The organism is Bradyrhizobium sp. LA6.8, assembly GCF_040547935.1.
GTDB classification, from domain to species: Bacteria; Pseudomonadota; Alphaproteobacteria; order Rhizobiales; family Xanthobacteraceae; genus Bradyrhizobium; species Bradyrhizobium barranii.
This window is the reverse complement of sequence record NZ_JBEPQQ010000011.1, coordinates 275,924-294,009: the sequence shown is the minus strand read 5'-3', so window position 1 is coordinate 294,009 and position 18,086 is coordinate 275,924. Positions and strand designations below refer to the sequence as shown.

The 18,086-nt window shown below is 65.3% G+C and carries 15 protein-coding genes, 1 pseudogene and 1 riboswitch; of the genes and pseudogenes, 9 read left to right on the top strand and 7 right to left on the bottom strand.

Annotation, left to right across the window (positions count from 1 at the left end; all coding sequences use genetic code 11):
- Positions 1 to 905 precede the first annotated feature (905 nt).
- From ABIA90_RS39140 to ABIA90_RS39130, 3 genes and pseudogenes are all read left to right on the top strand, one after another.
- Entirely contained in the window at positions 906 to 2,969 is a 2,064-nt protein-coding gene (locus ABIA90_RS39140; RefSeq protein WP_085401948.1) for a M23 family metallopeptidase, read from the top strand.
- A 109-nt stretch (positions 2,970 to 3,078) separates the two neighbouring features.
- A pseudogene (locus ABIA90_RS39135) lies at positions 3,079 to 3,333 on the top strand (hypothetical protein); the annotation flags it as partial.
- An 83-nt stretch (positions 3,334 to 3,416) separates the two neighbouring features.
- Positions 3,417 to 3,683, top strand: coding sequence for a hypothetical protein (locus ABIA90_RS39130; RefSeq protein ID WP_354121525.1), 267 nt, complete (start codon positions 3,417 to 3,419; stop codon positions 3,681 to 3,683).
- Between the two features lie 80 nt (positions 3,684 to 3,763).
- Here the strand turns inward: ABIA90_RS39130 and clpB are convergent, their stop codons facing one another.
- Positions 3,764 to 6,406: an ATP-dependent chaperone ClpB gene (gene clpB, locus ABIA90_RS39125; protein WP_354121524.1), complete on the bottom strand. Its 2,643-nt coding sequence runs from the start codon at positions 6,404 to 6,406 to the stop codon at positions 3,764 to 3,766.
- Between the two features lie 241 nt (positions 6,407 to 6,647).
- On the opposite strand from clpB, the gene ABIA90_RS39120 reads away from it, so the two are divergent.
- On the top strand, positions 6,648 to 7,436 hold the full coding sequence (locus ABIA90_RS39120) for an MOSC domain-containing protein (protein ID WP_208084345.1): 789 nt from the start codon (positions 6,648 to 6,650) through the stop codon (positions 7,434 to 7,436).
- A 125-nt stretch (positions 7,437 to 7,561) separates the two neighbouring features.
- Here the strand turns inward: ABIA90_RS39120 and ABIA90_RS39115 are convergent, their stop codons facing one another.
- Positions 7,562 to 8,248, bottom strand: coding sequence for an NlpC/P60 family protein (locus ABIA90_RS39115; protein WP_354121523.1), 687 nt, complete (start codon positions 8,246 to 8,248; stop codon positions 7,562 to 7,564).
- A gap of 215 nt (positions 8,249 to 8,463) precedes the next feature.
- Between ABIA90_RS39115 and ABIA90_RS39110 the strand changes: the two genes are divergently transcribed.
- Entirely contained in the window at positions 8,464 to 9,327 is an 864-nt protein-coding gene (locus ABIA90_RS39110) for an alpha/beta fold hydrolase (RefSeq protein ID WP_354121522.1), read from the top strand.
- 59 nt (positions 9,328 to 9,386) lie between these two features.
- On the opposite strand, the gene metW is transcribed toward ABIA90_RS39110, so the two are convergent.
- Both metW and metX read right to left on the bottom strand, forming a co-directional pair.
- Complete coding sequence (metW, locus tag ABIA90_RS39105) at positions 9,387 to 10,049, bottom strand: methionine biosynthesis protein MetW (protein ID WP_063985776.1); 663 nt, start codon at positions 10,047 to 10,049, stop codon at positions 9,387 to 9,389.
- A 15-nt stretch (positions 10,050 to 10,064) separates the two neighbouring features.
- On the bottom strand, positions 10,065 to 11,267 hold the full coding sequence (metX, locus tag ABIA90_RS39100; protein WP_354121521.1) for a homoserine O-acetyltransferase MetX: 1,203 nt from the start codon (positions 11,265 to 11,267) through the stop codon (positions 10,065 to 10,067).
- Between the two features lie 85 nt (positions 11,268 to 11,352).
- Positions 11,353 to 11,432: riboswitch (SAM riboswitch) on the bottom strand.
- Between the two features lie 217 nt (positions 11,433 to 11,649).
- On the opposite strand from metX, the gene ABIA90_RS39095 reads away from it, so the two are divergent.
- The 3 genes from ABIA90_RS39095 to ABIA90_RS39085 are packed head-to-tail and all read left to right on the top strand — an operon-like array spanning position 11,650 to position 14,564.
- A complete protein-coding gene (locus ABIA90_RS39095; protein WP_354121520.1) occupies positions 11,650 to 12,498 on the top strand; it encodes a chorismate mutase in 849 nt (282 codons plus the stop codon).
- A 36-nt stretch (positions 12,499 to 12,534) separates the two neighbouring features.
- Positions 12,535 to 13,629, top strand: coding sequence for a pyridoxal phosphate-dependent aminotransferase (locus ABIA90_RS39090; protein ID WP_063986730.1), 1,095 nt, complete (start codon positions 12,535 to 12,537; stop codon positions 13,627 to 13,629).
- Positions 13,626 to 14,564, top strand: a complete 939-nt coding sequence (locus ABIA90_RS39085; protein ID WP_014491665.1) for a prephenate/arogenate dehydrogenase family protein — start codon at positions 13,626 to 13,628, stop codon at positions 14,562 to 14,564. Before ABIA90_RS39090 ends, ABIA90_RS39085 begins: the two co-directional genes overlap by 4 nt.
- A gap of 106 nt (positions 14,565 to 14,670) precedes the next feature.
- Here ABIA90_RS39085 and ABIA90_RS39080 read toward each other — a convergent pair whose 3' ends face one another.
- Complete coding sequence (locus ABIA90_RS39080; protein WP_354121519.1) at positions 14,671 to 15,855, bottom strand: DUF2125 domain-containing protein; 1,185 nt, start codon at positions 15,853 to 15,855, stop codon at positions 14,671 to 14,673.
- Between the two features lie 110 nt (positions 15,856 to 15,965).
- Between ABIA90_RS39080 and ABIA90_RS39075 the strand changes: the two genes are divergently transcribed.
- Entirely contained in the window at positions 15,966 to 16,577 is a 612-nt protein-coding gene (locus tag ABIA90_RS39075; RefSeq protein WP_028147288.1) for a gamma-glutamylcyclotransferase, read from the top strand.
- Here the strand turns inward: ABIA90_RS39075 and ABIA90_RS39070 are convergent.
- Together ABIA90_RS39070 and ABIA90_RS39065 are read right to left on the bottom strand one after the other, a co-directional pair.
- Positions 16,574 to 17,347, bottom strand: coding sequence for a lysophospholipid acyltransferase family protein (locus ABIA90_RS39070; RefSeq protein ID WP_354121518.1), 774 nt, complete (start codon positions 17,345 to 17,347; stop codon positions 16,574 to 16,576). The two genes, ABIA90_RS39075 and ABIA90_RS39070, sit on opposite strands and share 4 nt — an antisense overlap.
- An 11-nt stretch (positions 17,348 to 17,358) precedes the next feature.
- Complete coding sequence (locus tag ABIA90_RS39065; RefSeq protein ID WP_354121517.1) at positions 17,359 to 18,063, bottom strand: YdcF family protein; 705 nt, start codon at positions 18,061 to 18,063, stop codon at positions 17,359 to 17,361.
- Between the last annotated feature and the right edge of the window lie 23 nt (positions 18,064 to 18,086).

Below are 18,086 nucleotides of genomic sequence, written 5' to 3'. Positions count from 1 at the left end.
CACTTGTCAAACAGCCCGGGACCAGGAGGCCCCAACCTTCCAGAGTGGAAGGGTTCCGACACCCTTACCGACGATGAATGAACTCCAATCGACTTGCGTCGACTGTTGTGTCACTCAACAAGGTGAGGAGCATCAGTGGCGCGTTCGCTCGCCTTGGTCAGTGACCCGGCGGCGCCGCGCTCAGTGGTCGGGTTATAGGCCCCCCCGCCCGGGATTGTCAACGCCCATTGTCAACAAATCGTCGCACGGTGGATCATCAAAAAAAATCCCGCGATTCCAGTCAATTAGAAGGGCCGCCAATGGCCGGATCAAAGCTGCACCGCAAAAAATCTCAAAAAAAGTTTGCCCGCCGGCGGGCTCCGGAGGGGGCTTTGGACGCCTCTCCAGGCACCCTCCCCCTGCGTCCTTCCAGACGCCCCCGGGGCCCGGACAGGCGGAGGCCCATCCAGGCCGGACCGAGCCCTCGTCCATGGCAGACGAGCCCCATCCAAGGCTAGACCGAGCTCCACCCCAGGCCGGACCTGGTCCCCCGGCGCCTGCCAGACGGGCTTTTTGCGCCCGGCCGTTCAGGAAACTTTTTCCATATTAGGCGCCGTACTAGAGCCACAATCCCGCGGCGTTCTGGTACAGACGAGCTTGAATCGCGGGATGCCAGTGGGGGCTGCCGGCGATTTTCATGGGGTCAGAGGAAGGCGATCTTGCAGATGACGCAGCCTTCCTTCGACATTCGAGAGACATCGAGAGACCTTTACCCGTCCAGCTGTTCGTAATATCGGCCGGCCCATCGAGGGCTTTCTGAGCGCGGGCGCCTGTGCGGCTTGCCTTTTCCGGCGATCCCCCTTCAAGAGGGCGGCCAGGAAGGGTTCGAAAGCAGGCATCTTGGGTCGTTGATTGGGGGACTTGGTTTGAACCACAGGACGTCGCGCGGCGCTTACGGGCGTGAGACCGGGATCATCGATCTCGGCCACGAGCCGCCGCTGTCCGTCGATGGTTCCGAGGCCGCCGTCATCGATCGCCGCCGCGTTTCCGTGCAATGGTTCAGCGGGACAATTCTGACCGGACTCTGCGGCGCAGCCCTGATCGGCGGCGCCGTTTTCGCTTCTCTCGACGGTGAGATGACCTTCGCCAAGGTGCCTGAGCGCGTCGAAGGCGCGCTGCGCGGCGCATTCGGCGCGGCCGATCGCGCCGCCACGCTGCACAAGAGCGATCGCCTGCCGCCGCCGAACGAATCCACGGCCTCGCGCAACATCGTGCGCGTCTCCACCGTCGCCCGCGTCGGCAACCGCGACGTGATGCGGGTGCGCCCGTTCGTCCGGATCGCCGGCAATCTGTCGATGACGACGAGCGATCTGTCGGCGAAAATCCCGCCGTTCAACGCCCAGCGCCTGCTCACCGATGTCGGCTCCGATCCGAAGACCGCGGCGGAAGATCCGAACAATCCCGAAGCCGTCGAGCCCGATGCCGAAGTCTCCTTCGTCACCAAGGACCTGTCGCCGGTGCTGCCGAAGGCCAAGATTTCCGCCGTGGTGGCGCTCGACGACATCCTGATGCGGGTGCGCGACGCCGCCAACTGGCGCGGCAATGGCGGGGTGCGCTACGCCTCGCTCGCCAATGCCACCGCCGACGTCTCCGGCGCGACCGGCCCCTCCGACATGAAGATGGCCTACGCCACCGAAGCGTCGGCGTCCGATCCCTATGCCGGCTTCGAGACGCGCGTGGTGCCGGAAAACGTCACGCTGCTGCCGAAGACCAAGGAGCAGATCACCGGCGGCAATCCCAATGGCGAGCGTGTCCACGTGGTCAAGAAGGGCGACAGCGTCGGCTCCGTCCTGCGCGATCTCGGCGCGACGGCCGAGGAGATCAAGGCGATCACCGCGACGCTCGGCCCGCGCGGCCGCGACGGCGGCCTGAAGGAAGGCGAAAAACTCCGCATCCTGATGGCGCCCGCAAGCCCCGGCGCCCGCCTCCAACCCTATCGCGTCGTGGTTGCAAACGACACCATGGTCGAGGCGATCGCGGCGCTGTCCGATCTCGGCAAATACGTCGCGGTCGACGTTTCCAGCATGAACACCGTCGCCGATGCCGCGGCCAGCGCCAACAGCGACGACGATGACGACGATGACGGCACCGGCGTGCGGCTCTACCAGAGCATCTACGAGACTGCGATGCGCAACAAAGTCCCGATGCCGGTCATCGAGGACATGATCAAGATCTACTCCTACGACGTCGATTTCCAGCGCAAGGTCGCGCCGGGCGATTCATTCGACGTGTTCTACGCCGGCGAGGAAGAGGGCACGACGTCGAACGAAAAGAACGACGTGCTGTTCGCCTCCCTCACGGTCGGCGGCGAGACCAAGAAATACTACCGCTACCAGAGCCCCGACGACGGCGTCGTCGACTACTATGACGAGACCGGCAAGAGCGCGAAGAAATTCCTGGTCAGGAAGCCCGTCAACAACGCGATCATGCGCTCCGGCTTCGGCGGCCGCCGCCATCCGATCCTGGGCTATGTGAAGATGCACACCGGCGTCGACTGGGCCACCTCCTACGGCACTCCGATCTTCGCTTCCGGCAACGGCGTGCTCGAGAAGGTCGGCCCCGAAGGCGGCTACGGCAAATATATCCGCATCAAGCACTCCAACGGCTACGAGACCGCCTACGGCCACATGTCGGCTTTCGCCAAGGGCATGGAGATCGGCAAGAAGGTGCGGCAGGGCCAGGTGATCGGCTTCGTCGGCTCGACCGGCCAGTCGACCGGCCCCCACGTCCACTACGAAATCCTGGTCAACGGCCGCTTCGTCGATCCGCTGCGCGTGAAACTGCCGCGCGGCCGTTCGCTGGAAGGCACGGTGCTGGCGGGCTTCGAGAAGGAACGCGACCGGCTCGACGCTATGATGAGCGGCCGCAACGGCGCCATCGCCCGCATTTCGGACGCAACCGGCGGCCCGTTGCAGGTCACCAACCGCTGATCCCTTAACCGGTCGAAATCGACCGGACATCTCTGGAAAACATGATCTGGATGCGACGTCGTCAAGCGACGTCGTTTCACCGCGCCACAACGTCAAGTTTTGTTTGCCAAAGCGGCATCAAGGCGTCGCGCGCGGGAGCGACGGCAGACTGATCGTGGCGGAAGTGGGCGCCAGGCGACTGATCGAGATCGCGCCGGACAGCGGCAAGGTCACCGAGATCGCTGCCAATCTTCCGATCGGGCTGATGGGCGCACCCGGGGGCCTGCCCAGCAACATCCCGACCGGTGTCGCCATCGGCGCCTCCGGCGTCATCTACTTCTCCTCCGATATCGAGAACGCGATCTACAAGGTCACCAGGAAGTAGCGCGGAGGAAACCAGCCCAGTGGAACCGGCACGCGAGTTTGCCGGTTAAATGCTGACGGAAGCCGACCAACAGGAGGATCCCCATGCGGCGCCTCTCACGCGACGATGTCGTCAAGACCGTGGATCGGGCCGACGAAGTCACCATCGCCCAGATCATCGGAACCGGCGCGACGGTCGAGGAACTCGCCGAAGCCCGGGCATGGCTCGCCAATGACGAGCCGATGATCAACGATTTGCGCCCGCTGGCGCACGGACGGGTGCGCGAGCTTGTCGATATTCTGTCGGAGCTCGAAGAGGACAGCGACGAGCAAGGTCCCGCCGAATCCGGCTCAACATCCGCGGTCAGCTAGAGCGAACCTCGTCAAAGCAATTCGCCCCGGAGAGGCGGGCCTCTCCGGGGCGATTTTTCGTTTTGCAGTGAGCGCGACGATCAGTTCAGTTTCCGCTTCGACGCCGGCGGCGCCTCGAACTGGGCGATCTCCGCGGTCTGGGGCGACTTGCCGTTGAAGGTCAGCACGTTGCCTTCGGACGAGATCGCAACGTTGTCCCCGTCCTTGACGTCTCCGGCCAGGATCATCTCGGCGAGCGGATCCTGGAGGTAGCGCTGGACCACGCGCTTCAGCGGCCTTGCGCCGTAGGCGGGATCCCAACCCTTCGCAGCAAGCCAGTCGCGGCCCGCGGCATCGAGCGTCAGCACGATCTTGCGATCGGTCAACAGCTTCTGCAGCCGGGCGAACTGGATCTCGACGATCCGGCCCATCTCGCTCCTCTGCAGGCGGTGGAACAGGATGATCTCGTCGACACGGTTCAGGAACTCGGGCCGGAAATGCCCACGCACCATTCCCATCACCTGTTCACGCACGGCTGAGGTGTCTTCGCCCTCCGGTTGATTCACCAAATACTCCGAACCGAGGTTCGAGGTCATGATGATCAGCGTGTTGCGGAAATCGACGGTACGGCCCTGGCCGTCGGTCAGGCGGCCATCGTCCAGCACCTGCAACAGGACGTTGAAGACGTCAGGATGCGCCTTCTCGATCTCGTCGAACAGCACCACCTGATAAGGCCGGCGCCGCACCGCTTCGGTGAGTGCACCGCCCTCGTCATAGCCGACATAGCCGGGAGGCGCACCGATCAGCCGCGAGACCGAGTGCTTCTCCATGTACTCGGACATGTCGAGGCGGACCATCGCGGTCTCGTCGTTGAACAGGTACTCCGCCAGCGCCTTGGTCAGCTCGGTCTTGCCGACGCCGGTCGGCCCCAGGAACATGAACGAGCCGGTCGGCCGGTTCGGGTCCTGCAGGCCCGCGCGCGAGCGGCGCACGGCCGTTGCGACCGCACGCACGGCCTCGGCCTGGCCGACGACGCGCTTGCCGAGCTGCTCCTCCATCTTCAGGAGCTTCTCCTTCTCGCCTTCGAGCATCTTGTCGACGGGCACGCCGGTCCAGCGCGAGACCACCTGCGCGATGTGGTTGGCGGTGACCGCCTCCTCCATCATATCGCCGGAACCTTCACGCGCCTCGATGTCCGCGAGCTGCTTCTCGAGCTGCGGGATCCGGCCATAGGCCAGCTCGCCCGCCTTCTGGAATTCGCCGCGCCGCTGTGCGTCGGCGAGATCGACGCGCAGCGCGTCCAGCTCCGACTTCAGCTTCTGGGCGTTGGAGAGCTTGTTCTTCTCCGCGCTCCAGCGCGACGTCAGGGCCGCGGATTTCTCTTCGAGTTCGATGAGCTCCTTCTGAAGCCCCTCGAGACGGGTCTTGGAGCCGAGATCGCTCTCCTTCTTGAGAGCTTCCTGCTCGATCTTGAGCCGGATGATCTCGCGGTCGAGCGAATCCAGCTCTTCCGGCTTGGAATCGACCTGCATCTTCAGCCGCGCAGCCGCCTCGTCCATGAGGTCGATCGCCTTGTCCGGCAGGAAGCGGTCGGTGATGTAGCGGTTGGACAGCGTCGTCGCCGCCACGAGCGCGGAATCGGTGATCCGCACGCCGTGGTGCTGCTCGTACTTGTCTTTCAACCCGCGGAGGATCGAGATGGTGTCCTCGACGGAGGGCTCGCTGACGAAGATCGGCTGGAAGCGCCGCGCCAGCGCCGCATCCTTCTCGACGTGCTTGCGGTACTCGTCGAGCGTGGTGGCGCCGATGCAGTGCAGCTCGCCGCGGGCGAGCGCGGGCTTGAGCAGGTTGGATGCGTCCATCGCACCATCGCCCTTGCCGGCGCCGATCAGCGTATGCATCTCGTCGATGAACAGGATGAAATTGCCCTCGCTCGCGGTGACTTCCTGGAGCACGGCCTTCAGCCGCTCCTCGAACTCGCCGCGATACTTCGCACCCGCAATCAGCGCGCCGAGATCGAGCGAGAGCAGCTTCTTGTGCTGGAGGGTCTCGGGCACGTCGCCATTGACGATGCGCAGCGCGAGGCCCTCGGCGATGGCGGTCTTGCCGACGCCGGGCTCACCGATCAGGACGGGATTGTTCTTGGTCCGGCGCGAGAGCACCTGGATGGTGCGGCGGATCTCCTCATCGCGGCCGATGACCGGATCGAGCTTGCCGTCGCGCGCAGCCTGGGTCAGGTCGCGGGCATATTTCTTCAACGCGTCATAGGCATTCTCGGCGGTCGCGGAGTCCGCCGTGCGGCCCTTGCGCAGTGCCTCGATCGCGGCATTGAGGTTTTGCGGGGTGACGCCGCCCTTGGCCAGGATCGCGCCGGCCTCGCTGGTCTTTTCCAGCGCGAGGCCGAGCAGCAGCCGCTCGACGGTGACAAAACTGTCGCCAGCCTTCTCGCCGGCCTTTTCGGCGGCGTCGAAAGTGCGGGCGAGCTCGGGCGCCAGATAGATCTGGCCGGCGCCGCCGCCGGAGACCTTCGGCACCTTGTTGAGGGCATCCTCGGTCGCCTTCAGGATGGCGCGGGAATTGCCGCCGGCGCGGTCGATCAGACCAGCAGCGAGGCCCTCATTGTCGTCCAGCAGAACTTTCAGGACGTGCAGCGTCGAAAACTGCTGATGCCCCTCGCGCACCGCAAGCGATTGCGCGGACTGAACGAAGCCCCTGGAGCGTTCGGTATATTTGTCGATGTTCATGTCTTTTCTTTCCCTCGGCCTGCCCCTGGAGCCCTCTAAGGCACTCCAAACGGCATCTTCATTGGGTTTCCGCTGGACGCGTTGACGTTCCTCAACCGGCAGCGGTCGTTAGCAGCCGGCGCTGGCGCCGGCCTGACCCAGATGTGGGAAGCTTGGCCTCGGATCGGAAGAGGCGCGTTCACAATTTCGTGCACGGGTCCGCCTGCTTGGCGCCAGCAGGTCGAATCCCTTAAGTAGCGACATGACAGCCAGCCAGACTGCCGAAATCACCGGCCTTTACCGTTACCCGATCAAGGGCCTGACGCCGGAATCCCTGCCCCGGGTCCCCTTGCGGATCGGCCAGACCCTGCCCGCCGACCGCCGCTACGCCATCGAGAACGGACCCAGCGGCTTCGATCCGGAGGCGCCGGCCTGGAAGCCGAAGATCCAGTTCCTGATGCTGGCGCGCAATGAGCGGCTGGCGTCTCTCGACAGCCGGTTCGAGGACGCGACCAACCGCCTGACCATCCGCAAGGACGGCCAGATCGTCGCCAGCGGCGATCTTGAGACCACTGCCGGGCGCGCCGCCATCGAGGATTATTTCACGGAGAATTTTCAGCCGGAGCTGAAGGGTCCGCCAAAAGTTCTGTCCGGCCGCGACCACAGCTTTTCGGACGTCGCCCGCAAGGTCGTATCGATCATCAATCTCGGCAGCGTCCGGGCGATCGAGACCATGCTCGGCGGCGCCGCAGTCAATCCACTGCGCTTCCGCGCCAATCTCTACGTCAAGGGCTGGCCGGCCTGGTCCGAGCTCGACCTCGTCGGCGAGACGCTGGCGATCGGCGAGGCCCGGCTCAAGGTGGTCAAGCGCATCGTCCGCTGCCCGGCGGTCAACGTCGATCCCAAGACCGCGCAGCGCGATCTCGAGATACCGCCGACGCTCTCGCGCAATCTCGGCCACATGGATTGCGGCATCTATGCCGAAGTCATCGCCGACGGCGAGATCGGCGTCGGTGACGCGATCGCGGTGGAAGCGCCGAGATTGGTGTGAGCCGTCCGCCGCTGCCGTAGGGTGGGCAAAGCGAAAGCGTGCCCACCACTCCGGTCCATCTAACTCCGTTGCACCGCCGGTGGGCACGGCGCTTGCGCGCCTTTGCCCACCCTACGGCTCCGTCGTCAGTTCGGCATCACATACGCATAGATCCGGCCGCGCGAGACCGGCGCCTCGCGAACGCGATTGCCGTTGTTGCCGGAAATCATGATCGGATTGCCCTGCGCGTCCACGCCGGTGATGATGCCGACATGGCCGCCCCGGCGACCGCGCGACATGACCGCGATGGCGCCGACCTGCGGACCGGAGACACGCGTGCCGTAGCGCGCGAACGAGCTCGCCATGTCGGAGCCGGTGCCCTGATGGCCGGTATGCTGCAACACCATGTTCATGAAGCGCGCGCACCACAGGCTGCCGCGCCCGGTCGGATTGCCGCCGATATAACGGCGCGCCTCGGACACGAGGCCCGATCCGCCGCCGAAGCCGCCACCGCTATTGGCCGTTCCAGGATTGGCCATTCCGTTGTTGGCCATGCCGCCGACATTGGCATTCGGATTGTAGCTCGCCTGGGTGTCGGCGAAGCCGCTCGCCTGCAACTGCGCCGCGCCGCGCTCGAAGCGCGAGCTGCGGGCATGGTGGCGATAATGACGGTAATGATGATGTCTGGCGTGGTGCACGTAAGCGTGCCGCTCTGCGCTATGACGATGATGCGGCCGCGCTGAGGCCGGAGAAACGAACGCGGCAACCGCCACGAAGAAAATCGCCAGCGCGACAACACAACGCGACAGGCGAGACGCAAACAACTCCAACATACTTCATCCTTCTTGACACCCCACTTCCCCAATCGGCCCGTGCGATGGCCGGCATCCGTCTGGCCGTTAAGCCGCCGGATGTGGCGAGAAAAAGACGCCACGCCCGCGAATAGCTGCGATGATTTTGTGCCGGTGCTGGCTTGAGGCTGCCGCATTGCGGACAACAACGTTAACTGCAATTCTCCAAAGGCGGCTTGAAGAGAGGGAAACAGTTAATGCCCCACGCCACGACCAGAGACGACGTCCGCATCTATTTCGAAGAAGCGGGTCAGGGAACGCCGATTATTTTTCTGCATGAGTTCGCGGCCGACTACACCAATTGGGAGCCGCAGATGCGCTACTTCTCGCGCGGCCATCGCTGCATCACCTATTCCGCGCGCGGCTACACGCCGTCGGACGCGCCTGATGGCGAGGTCTACACCTACAAGCATTTCTACACCGACGCGCTCGCGGTGCTCGATCATCTCAAGATCGAGCGCGCGCATCTCGTCGGCCTGTCGATGGGCGCCTATTCGTCGCTCCAGATCGGATTGAACGCGCCACAGCGCGCGCTGTCGATGACGCTGGCCGGCGTGGGCTCAGGATCGGAGATCGAGAATCTCGACAACTGGCGCAAGCAGTGCCGCGCCAATGCCGAGCAGCTCGAGACGCTCGGCTCCGCCGAGGTCGCAAAGGTCACGCGCGAGGCGCCGAGCCGGATTCCGTTCCTTGTGAAGGACCCGCGCGGCCACGCCGATTTCTACGCCGCACTGGCGCGCCACGATGCCAAGGGCTCCGCGAACACGATGCGCGGCTTCCAGGGCGGCAGGCCATCGATTTACACGATGCCGGATGCCATTCGAGGTGTGGTAACGCCCGCGCTGATCATCTGCGGCGACGAGGACGATCCCTGCGTCGGGGCAAGCCTGTTCCTGAAGAAGCACCTGCCCGCAGCGGGCCTTGCGATGTTTCCGAAGTCCGGCCACGTGCTCAATCTCGAAGAGCCCGCGCTGTTCAACGAGAGCGTGGAGCGGTTCGTGACGCTGGTGGAAGCCGGGCGCTGGCCGGTGCGCGATCCGCGGTCGCTGGCGGCGCATTAGACTGCCAGCCGCTGTCATTCCGGGGTGCGCCGACAGGCGCAGGCCCGGAATGACGGCAACTACTTCCCCTGCCCGCGCGTGAGCAGAAACACGCCCTGCTCGCCGAACATGTTCCACACCCACCACGGCAATCGCAGCCGCAATGGACGGCCGTAGAGATCCAGCGCCTCGGCGCGCTCCATCTTGACGTGGATCGCGTCGCAGAGCTCGACGAAATCCTTGATGGTGCAGAAATGGATGTTGGCGGTGTCGTACCAGGTCGCCGGCAGATTCTCGGTGCGCGGCATGTGGCCGCCGACCAGGAGCTGGAGCCGCATCTTCCAGAAGCCGAAATTCGGGAACGACACGATGGCGCGGCGGCCGATGCGCAGCAGATTCTCCAGCACGACCCGCGGCTGCCGCGTCGCCTGTAGCGTCTGCGACAGGATGACGTAATCGAAGGCGTCGTCGGGATAATTGACGAGATCGGTGTCGGCATCGCCCTGCACCACCGCAAGGCCCTTGGCGACGCAGCGGTTGACGCCCTCGCGCGACAGCTCGATGCCGCGCCCGTCGATGCCGCGGGTCTCCAGAAGCTGGAGCAAATCGCCCTCGCCGCAGCCGACGTCGAGCACTTTCGAGCCGGGCTTGACCATCTCGGCGACCAGCAGATGATCGGCCCGAAACTGGCCGGACTGCTCCGTCGCAACGCCGCCCAGCGGCAGCACTTCCTGCACAGACATCGCTAGCCGTCCTTGTCAGTCAATCCTGGCGGTGAGCCCGCGCGCCTTCCCTGCCGATTGCAGGAAGGCACGGGCGATATCGAAGAATTCGGGCACGTCGAGCAGGAAGGCGTCATGGCCGCGATCGGTCTCGATCTCGGCGAACGACACCCGCGCGCTCGACGCGTTCAGCGCATGCACCAGTGCGCGCGATTCCGAGGTCGGGAACAGCCAGTCGCTGGTGAAGGAGACCACGCAGAAGCGCGTCTCGATGCCCGCGAACGCTTTCGCCAGCACGCCGCCGTGATCGCCGGCGATGTCGAAATAGTCCATCGCGCGGGTCAGATAGAGATAGGAGTTGGCGTCGAACCGCTCGACGAAGGACGAGCCCTGGTAGCGCAGATAGCTCTCGACCTGGAAATCGGCGTCGAACGAGAAGGTCGGCAACTCGCGGTCCTGCATGCGGCGGCCGAACTTGCGATGCAGCGCGGCGTCGGAGAGATAGGTGATGTGCGCGGCCATCCGTGCCACCGCAAGCCCGCGATGCGGATGGATGCCCTGATCGGTGTAGCGGCCGTTGTGCCAGTCGGGATCGGCCATCACCGCCTGGCGGCCGAGCTCGTGGAAAGCGATGTTCTGCGCCGAGTGCCGCGTCGCGCAGGCAATCGCCAGCGCGGAGTACACGCGCTTGGGATAGGCCGCGGTCCATTGCAGCACCTGCATGCCGCCCATCGAGCCGCCGACCACCGCGAACAACGTGTCGATGCCGAGCCGGTCGATCAGCATCGCCTGCGCGCGCACCATGTCGGGAATAGTGATGACGGGGAAATCCAAGCCCCACACCTTGCCGGTCGCGGGATTGATCGAGGCCGGCCCGGTCGAGCCCATGCAGCCGCCGATCACGTTAGCGCAAATGATGAAGTAATGCTGAGGATCAAGAGGTCGGCCGGGACCGACCAGCGTCTCCCACCAGCCCGACTTGCCGGTGACGGGATGCACGTTGGCGACATGCTGATCGCCGGTCAGCGCATGGCAGATCAGCACCGCGTTGGAGCGATCGGCGTTGAGCTCGCCATAGGTCTGGTAGGCGATCTGGAACGGGGTGAGATCAATGCCGCAATCGAGCCCCAGCGGCTGCTCGGCGCCAAACTGCGCGACCTGCGAATTCGGATGATCCGCCTCATGCGACCGGTCGTCGGCACTGATCGCGGGACTCGGCACGGGCTTCACGCCAACCATCATCGACCTCGTTTGCGGCACCCGTCAGGCTGCCGCTGGAATCAGGCCATGAAAAACCCGGCCTGAACGATAGGTTCGGCCGGGATCGGAAGCGTCCCCGGCCTGTTTAGCGAGTTTTTTAACGTGGCTGCAAGCCGGCCGGCTCAAATGACCACGGAACGGGCAAAAGCTACTGTCTTGGGCGGTTTTCGTCAAGTCACGGTCCGGATTAGCCAAATTCATCCCTGAAAGGCCGGCCGAAAAGGCCCGGTTTCCCTTTGCATTTCTCTTTGCTTTCGCCGCGCCGACTGCCTAATCAGGACGTCGATCGCAGCGGATCCGGCCTCGCCGATGGGCCTTGGCCGACCCGCATTGGAAAGCCTCTCACCAGCATCTCGCAGATATGTCCCAACGTCCGCCCGCGCCACCATCGCTCCAAGAATTGCGCAAGGAGATCGACGCGATCGACGAGGGCATGCATCGTCTCCTGATGCAGCGCGGCGACATCATCGACCGCCTGATCCAGGTGAAGCAGACCCAGGAGGTCGGCTCGGCGTTCCGCCCGGCGCGCGAGGCCGCCATGATGCGTGACATCGTCCAGCGCCATCGCGGCATCCTGCCGCTCGACACGGTCGAGAGCATCTGGCGCGTCATCATCTCGACGTTCACTTACGTCCAAGCGCCGTTCTCCGTGCATGCCGACATCTCGGTGAGCGAGCCGGCGATGCGCGATTCCGTGCGCTTCCATTTCGGTTTCACGGTGCCTTACGTCGCGCATTTCAGCGCGCAGGCCGCGGTCGAAGCGGTGGCGAAGTCCAAGGGCGATCTGGCGCTGGTCTCGGCGACCTCGAGCCGCACGCCATGGTGGCTGGAGCTGGAAGCGAACGGCGCGCCGAAGATTATCGCGCGGATGCCCTTCGTCGAGCGCGCCGACCATCCGGCCGCACTGCCGGTGTTCGCGATCTCGCGCGTCGCCGACAGCGCCGTGGTGACGGAGGTCGAGACCTTCAGCGTGCGCGTGTCCGGGTGGAACGCCGAGGTCGCCCGCGCCCTGTCGCCGCTCGCCGAGATCGTGGCGGTGCCCGATACCGCCTTCGACGGCGCCGCGCTGCTGGTCTCCGTCACGAGCGCGACCAGCATCGACAAGATCAAGGCTGCCCTGATCGAAGCGGGGGCCTCGGTGCGCTCCACGGCCCTCGTCGGCAGCCACGCAACGCGCTATACGGTGCCCTCGACCGGGTCGAAATCGTAGATCGCGAACCGCCTAAAGCTACTTCCGGAGTTGAAGATGTCCCGCCCCGTGCCGAATCCCGGCATTCTCGATATTGCGCCCTACACGCCCGGCAAGAGCCCGGTCGCTGAGCCGGGCCGCAAGGTGTTCAAGCTCTCGGCCAACGAGACGCCGTTCGGGCCCTCGCCCAAGGCGATCGAGGCGTTCAGGAACGTGGCGGCGCATCTGGAAGACTATCCGGAAGGAACCTCGCGCGTGCTGCGCGAAGCGATCGGGCGCTCTTTCGGGCTCGACCCCAACCGCATCATCTGCGGCGCCGGCTCGGACGAGATCCTCAATCTGCTCGCCCACACCTATCTCAGCCACGGCGACGAGGCGATCTCGACCACGCACGGCTTCCTGGTCTACCCGATCGCGACCATGGCGGTCGGCGCCAAGAACGTGGTCGCACAGGAGACCAACCTCACCTGCAATGTCGACGCCATCCTCAAGGCGGTGACGCCGAAGACAAAGCTGGTCTGGCTCGCCAATCCCAACAATCCGACCGGCACCTATGTGCCGTTCGACGAGGTCAAGCGGCTGCGCGCCGGCCTGCCGTCGCACGTGCTGCTGGTGCTCGATGCCGCCTATTCCGATTACGTCTCGCGCAACGACTACGAGATGGGGATCGAGCTCGTCGCCACCACCGAGAACACCGTGGTGACGCACACCTTCTCCAAGATCCACGGCCTCGCCGCGCTGCGCGTCGGCTGGATGTTCGGTCCCGAGCACATCATCGACGCGGTCAACCGCATCCGCGGTCCCTTCAACGTGTCGACGCCGGCGATGTATGCCGCGGTCGCAGCGATCGAGGACACTGCGCACCAGGCGATGTCGAAGCAGTTCACCGAGACCTGGCGCAACTGGCTCTCCGAGGAGATCGGCAAGCTCGGTCTGAAGGTGACGCCCGGCGTCGCCAATTTCGTGCTGATCCACTTCCCGGAAAATGGCAAGACCGCGGACGAGGCCGACGCATATCTCACCAAGCGCGGGCTGGTGTTGCGCGCGCTGAAGAACTACCGCCTGCCGCATTCGCTGCGCATGACCATCGGCACCGAGGAGGCCAACCGCCTCGTCGTCGAGGGCCTGCGCGACTTCATGGCCGGCAAATGAGCACCACCCCGCACTTCCAGCGCGTTGCGCTGATCGGCTTCGGCCTGATCGGCGGCTCGATCGCGCGCGCTGCGAAGCTCCAGGGCTTGGCCTCCGAGATCGTCACCACCGCGCGCTCGGAGAAGACGCGCGCGCGGGTGCTGGAGCTCGGCATCGTCGACCAGGTCGTGGCGACCAATGCGGAAGCGGTGAAGGATGCCGACCTCGTCATCCTCTGCATTCCCGTCGGTGCCTGCGGGCCGGTGGCGCAGGAGATCGCGGCGCATCTCAAGCCGGGCGCGATCGTCTCCGACGTCGGCTCGGTCAAGGGCGCGATCGTCAGGGACATGGCGCCGCATCTGCCGAAGACCATTCATTTCGTGCCGGCGCATCCCGTCGCGGGCACCGAGCATTCGGGCCCCGACTCCGGTTTCGCCGAGCTCTTCATCAACCGCTGGTGCATCCTGACGCCGCCGGAAGGCGTCGATGCGGCCGCCACCGATCGGCTGCGCGCGTTCTGGGCGGCGATGGGCGCCAAGGTCGAGATCATGACGCCGGATCATCATGATCTCGTGCTCGCGATCACCAGCCATCTGCCGCATCTGATCGCCTACACCATTGTCGGCACCGCCGACGAGCTGGCGCAGGTGACGGAGTCCGAGGTGATCAAGTTCTCGGCCGGCGGCTTCCGCGATTTCACCCGCATCGCCGCGTCCGACCCGACGATGTGGCGCGACGTCTTCCTCGCCAACAAGGAGGCCGTGCTGGAGATGCTCGGCACCTTCACCGAGGATCTCGCCAAGCTTACCCGCGCGATCCGGCGCGGCGACGGCGAGGCGCTGTTCGACCACTTCACGCGCACGCGCGCCATCCGCCGCGGCATCGTCGAGATCGGCCAGGATTCGGCCGCGCCGGATTTCGGCCGGCCGCATGCGCAGCTCGGCAAGAAGCCGTAGCCACCCCTCTCGCCTTCGTCATTGCGAGGAGCGTAGCGACGAAGCAATCCAGACTGTTTCCGAGGAGAAAGTCTGGATTGCTTCGCTTCGCTCGCAATGACGGGGATCAATACAGCGGCGGGATCTGGCCGACCTTGACCGGGCCGAGCAGCACGGCGCCGTCGACGAACTTCAGCGGGAAGCTCCTCGCCTTCTTGCCCTCAAGCGTGCTCTCGGTGCCGATCGAATTGATGCCGGCCGCAACGCCGGCATTGGCGTTCTGCTTGATGACCTTGCCGAGGCCGGGAACGGCGCGGTCGAGTGCGCCGAACAGATTGTTGAGGTCCTGCGACTTCACGCCCGGCGCAACGCGGTCGAGGGTTGCCTGCGGCACCCCCTCCTCCAGCATCTTCTCGATGCCGAGCGCCGGGATTACGCGCTCGAGGCCGGTCACGGTCATCTGCAGCTCACCGTCGAGTCGGCCATTGGCCGAGAGCCCGAGCGTGCCGGCCGCAACCGCGATCATCTCGCCCTGCTGGACGCGCGACTGCACGATCTCGATGTGACCGCCGGCGGCCTGGATCTCGCGGAAGCGTTGCGGCCACGGCTTTGGCGTGAGGTCGGAGAGGCCCGTGATCTTCGCGCGCGTGTCCGCCTCGAACGGCTCGGCGAGCAAGGGATGAACGCCCTGGATGCTGCCCCGCGCGACGTGCAGCACGGTCTCGATCACAGGATGATCCGACCGCGACCCGTCTGCGAGGCGACCGTGCAGCTCGACCTGCTTGGCGCGCGCGAGCGGCACCTGCACGCTGCCGTCGAGACGATTGATGACGGGATCGTCGAACACGATGGAGGCGCGATCCGGCACCGCCGGCAGGCCGAACACGCTGCTGCGGCCCTTGCTCCAATTCACCACGAAGGTGTTTTGCGTGACGCCGTCGGTGAGCGTCGCCGGCGCGGAGAATTCGGCGATGACGCGCTTGGGATCGTAGACCTGGGCGACGACCAGGATGTTGTCGAGCTTCGCCGTGAACGGCGTCTTGCTGGCGTTCTGCGACACCAGGGCGACGCTGGCGCCGGAGCACTGGACCTCGAAGCGGAACGGGAAGCCGGCGATCGAGCGCTTGGCGCAATCATAGATGCGGCCGGACTTGGCCTCCTGCGCCCGCCAGGCGTCTGCGGCGATTTCGGCCTGCGAGGCCGCATAGAACCAGAAGCAGCTCCACGCGACGGCGAGGATCAGGAGGATAATGGGGGCGATGAAAAGGCCCCAACGGGGGCGGCGGCCTGTGGCAACGGTCATATCTGACATGCGGCGACCCTTTGACCCCAGATTTTGTCAAATGTAAGCGGGGTTCGGCCGCGCCGAAAGGCCGAGAATTCACTTCGCTTGGGGCCGTCGTTCTGGTAGCCGTGCCCGAAATGTCGGAAATTACCCTCCCCTCCGTCACCACAGCCAAGGGCGACCTCTGGGTGTTCGGCTATGGCTCGCTGATGTGGCGGCCGGGCTTCGAATTCAGGGAACGCGTCCCGGCGCGGCTGGTCGGCGAGCACCGCGCGCTCTGCGTCTATTCCTTCGTGCATCGCGGCACGCCGGAGCAGCCGGGCCTGGTGCTCGGACTCGACCGCGGCGGCGCCTGCCGCGGCATTGCTTTTCGCGTCGCCGAGAAGGACCGCGCCGACGTCGTCGCCTATCTGCGGGCGCGCGAGCAGGTCACGTCCGTCTATCGCGAGGTGATGCGCTCGGTGTGGCTTGAGAACGACGCGCGACAGCGCGTCTCCGCGCTTGCCTATGTCGTCGACCGCGGCCACGTCCAATATGCCGGCCGGCTGTCGCTCGCCGACCAGCATCGCCATGTCGTCCAGGGTCATGGCCAGTCCGGCGCCAACCGCGACTACGTGACGGCAACGGTGAAGGCGATCGAGGCCGAAGGTTTTCGCGACACGCAATTGCATCAGCTCGCGACCATGCTGCATGGTGATGCGCATTCCCTGCACGCGCCGGCTCCCGCAGAAGATCGAGAGAACCGCTAGCTCTGCGACGGCGCGTAGCTCGGCGACGAGCCGATCAACTGCTCCTGCTCTTTCCGGCCCGCTTCGACGAGGCGGCCGGTCGCGTCTTCGATGGCGGTTTGCACGCGCGCGAGAAACTCATCTTTCGGCAGGCCCGATGGCAGCGGATCGAGGAACTCGACCACCAGCGTGCCGGGATAGCGCATGAAAGTGCGGCGCGGCCAGAACAGGCCGGAATTGAGCGCGATCGGCAGGCACCGCACGCCGCAGGACGAATAGATCTGCGCAAAGCCGGTCTTGTAATCGGGCGCGGCGCCGGGCGCCCGGCGTGTGCCTTCCGGAAAGATCACGAGCTGCCCGCCTGCGCGCACCGCGTCGCGCGCCCGCCGCGTCATGTCCAGCAGCGCCTTCACGCCGGCCTTGCGGTCGATCGCGATCATTCCGGTCTTGACCAGGAACTGGCCGAACACCGGGATCTGCATGAGCTGACGCTTGAGAATGAAGATCGGACGGTTGAAGAAGCCCGGCAGCACGAAGGTCTCCCAGAACGACTGATGCTTCGCCGCGATCACCAGCGGCCCTGCCGGGATCTTCTCCTGCCCGCGGAATTCGACCTTGATGTTGCAGATCACGCGCATCAGGAACAGCGTCGCCTTCGCCCACCATTGCGCGACCGTCAGCATGGCGCGCGGCGGCAATGCGAAGGTCGGCAGCGCCACGATCGCGAGGCATACGAGCACGGCGTAGAACAGCACGTTGAACAGGAGCGAGCGCAGGAAAATCAAAAACATCGATGGTCCGATCAATTGGCCTGTGCCGTGGCGGGCCGCTTCGGCGCCACGCCAGCAGGCTGCTCCGACATCTCGGGGGAAAGGTCAATCCCGAAATCCTCCAGCCGCACCCTCAGCTCGGCGGCGATGTATTTGACGTATTCGGACAGGAGCAGCCGCAAGGTGGAGGCCGAGGTCCACCACGGCTCCTCACGCCATTTTTCGCCGACCACTGCGAACGGGATCAGCGTGGTTTCCGGCATCGCATGCGAGAACTCCACCAGCGCGCGCGGCATGTGATAGTTCGAGGTGACGACGATCAGCGATCTGAAGCCGCGCCCCTCGGCCCAGCGCCGCGCTTCCGCCGCGTTGCCGCGGGTCGAGACCGCGGTGCGGTCGAGATCGACACAGCAATGCATGAAGGACTGGTTCTCCGGCAGCGTCCGGGAGATGTCGCTCGCCGTCGAGGTCGGGTGCACGCCGGAGATCAGGAGCCGCTTGCCGTAGCCGGCCGCCAGGAGCTCCATCGCATCCGACACCCGCGAGGAGCCGCCGGTCAGGACCACGATGCCGTCCGCCTTGCGGTCCGGCGCGATCTCAGCGCCGCGCAATTGCGCCAGGAAGGCGACGAAGCCCGCCGCCGCGCCGACGAAGACGAACGCGATCGTCGATACCAACGCCGCGCGCAGCCAGCCACGCGGCAATTTCGGCGATCGATCGTCGGTCGGCGCGGTCATATGATGTCGGTGATCCCTTCCCC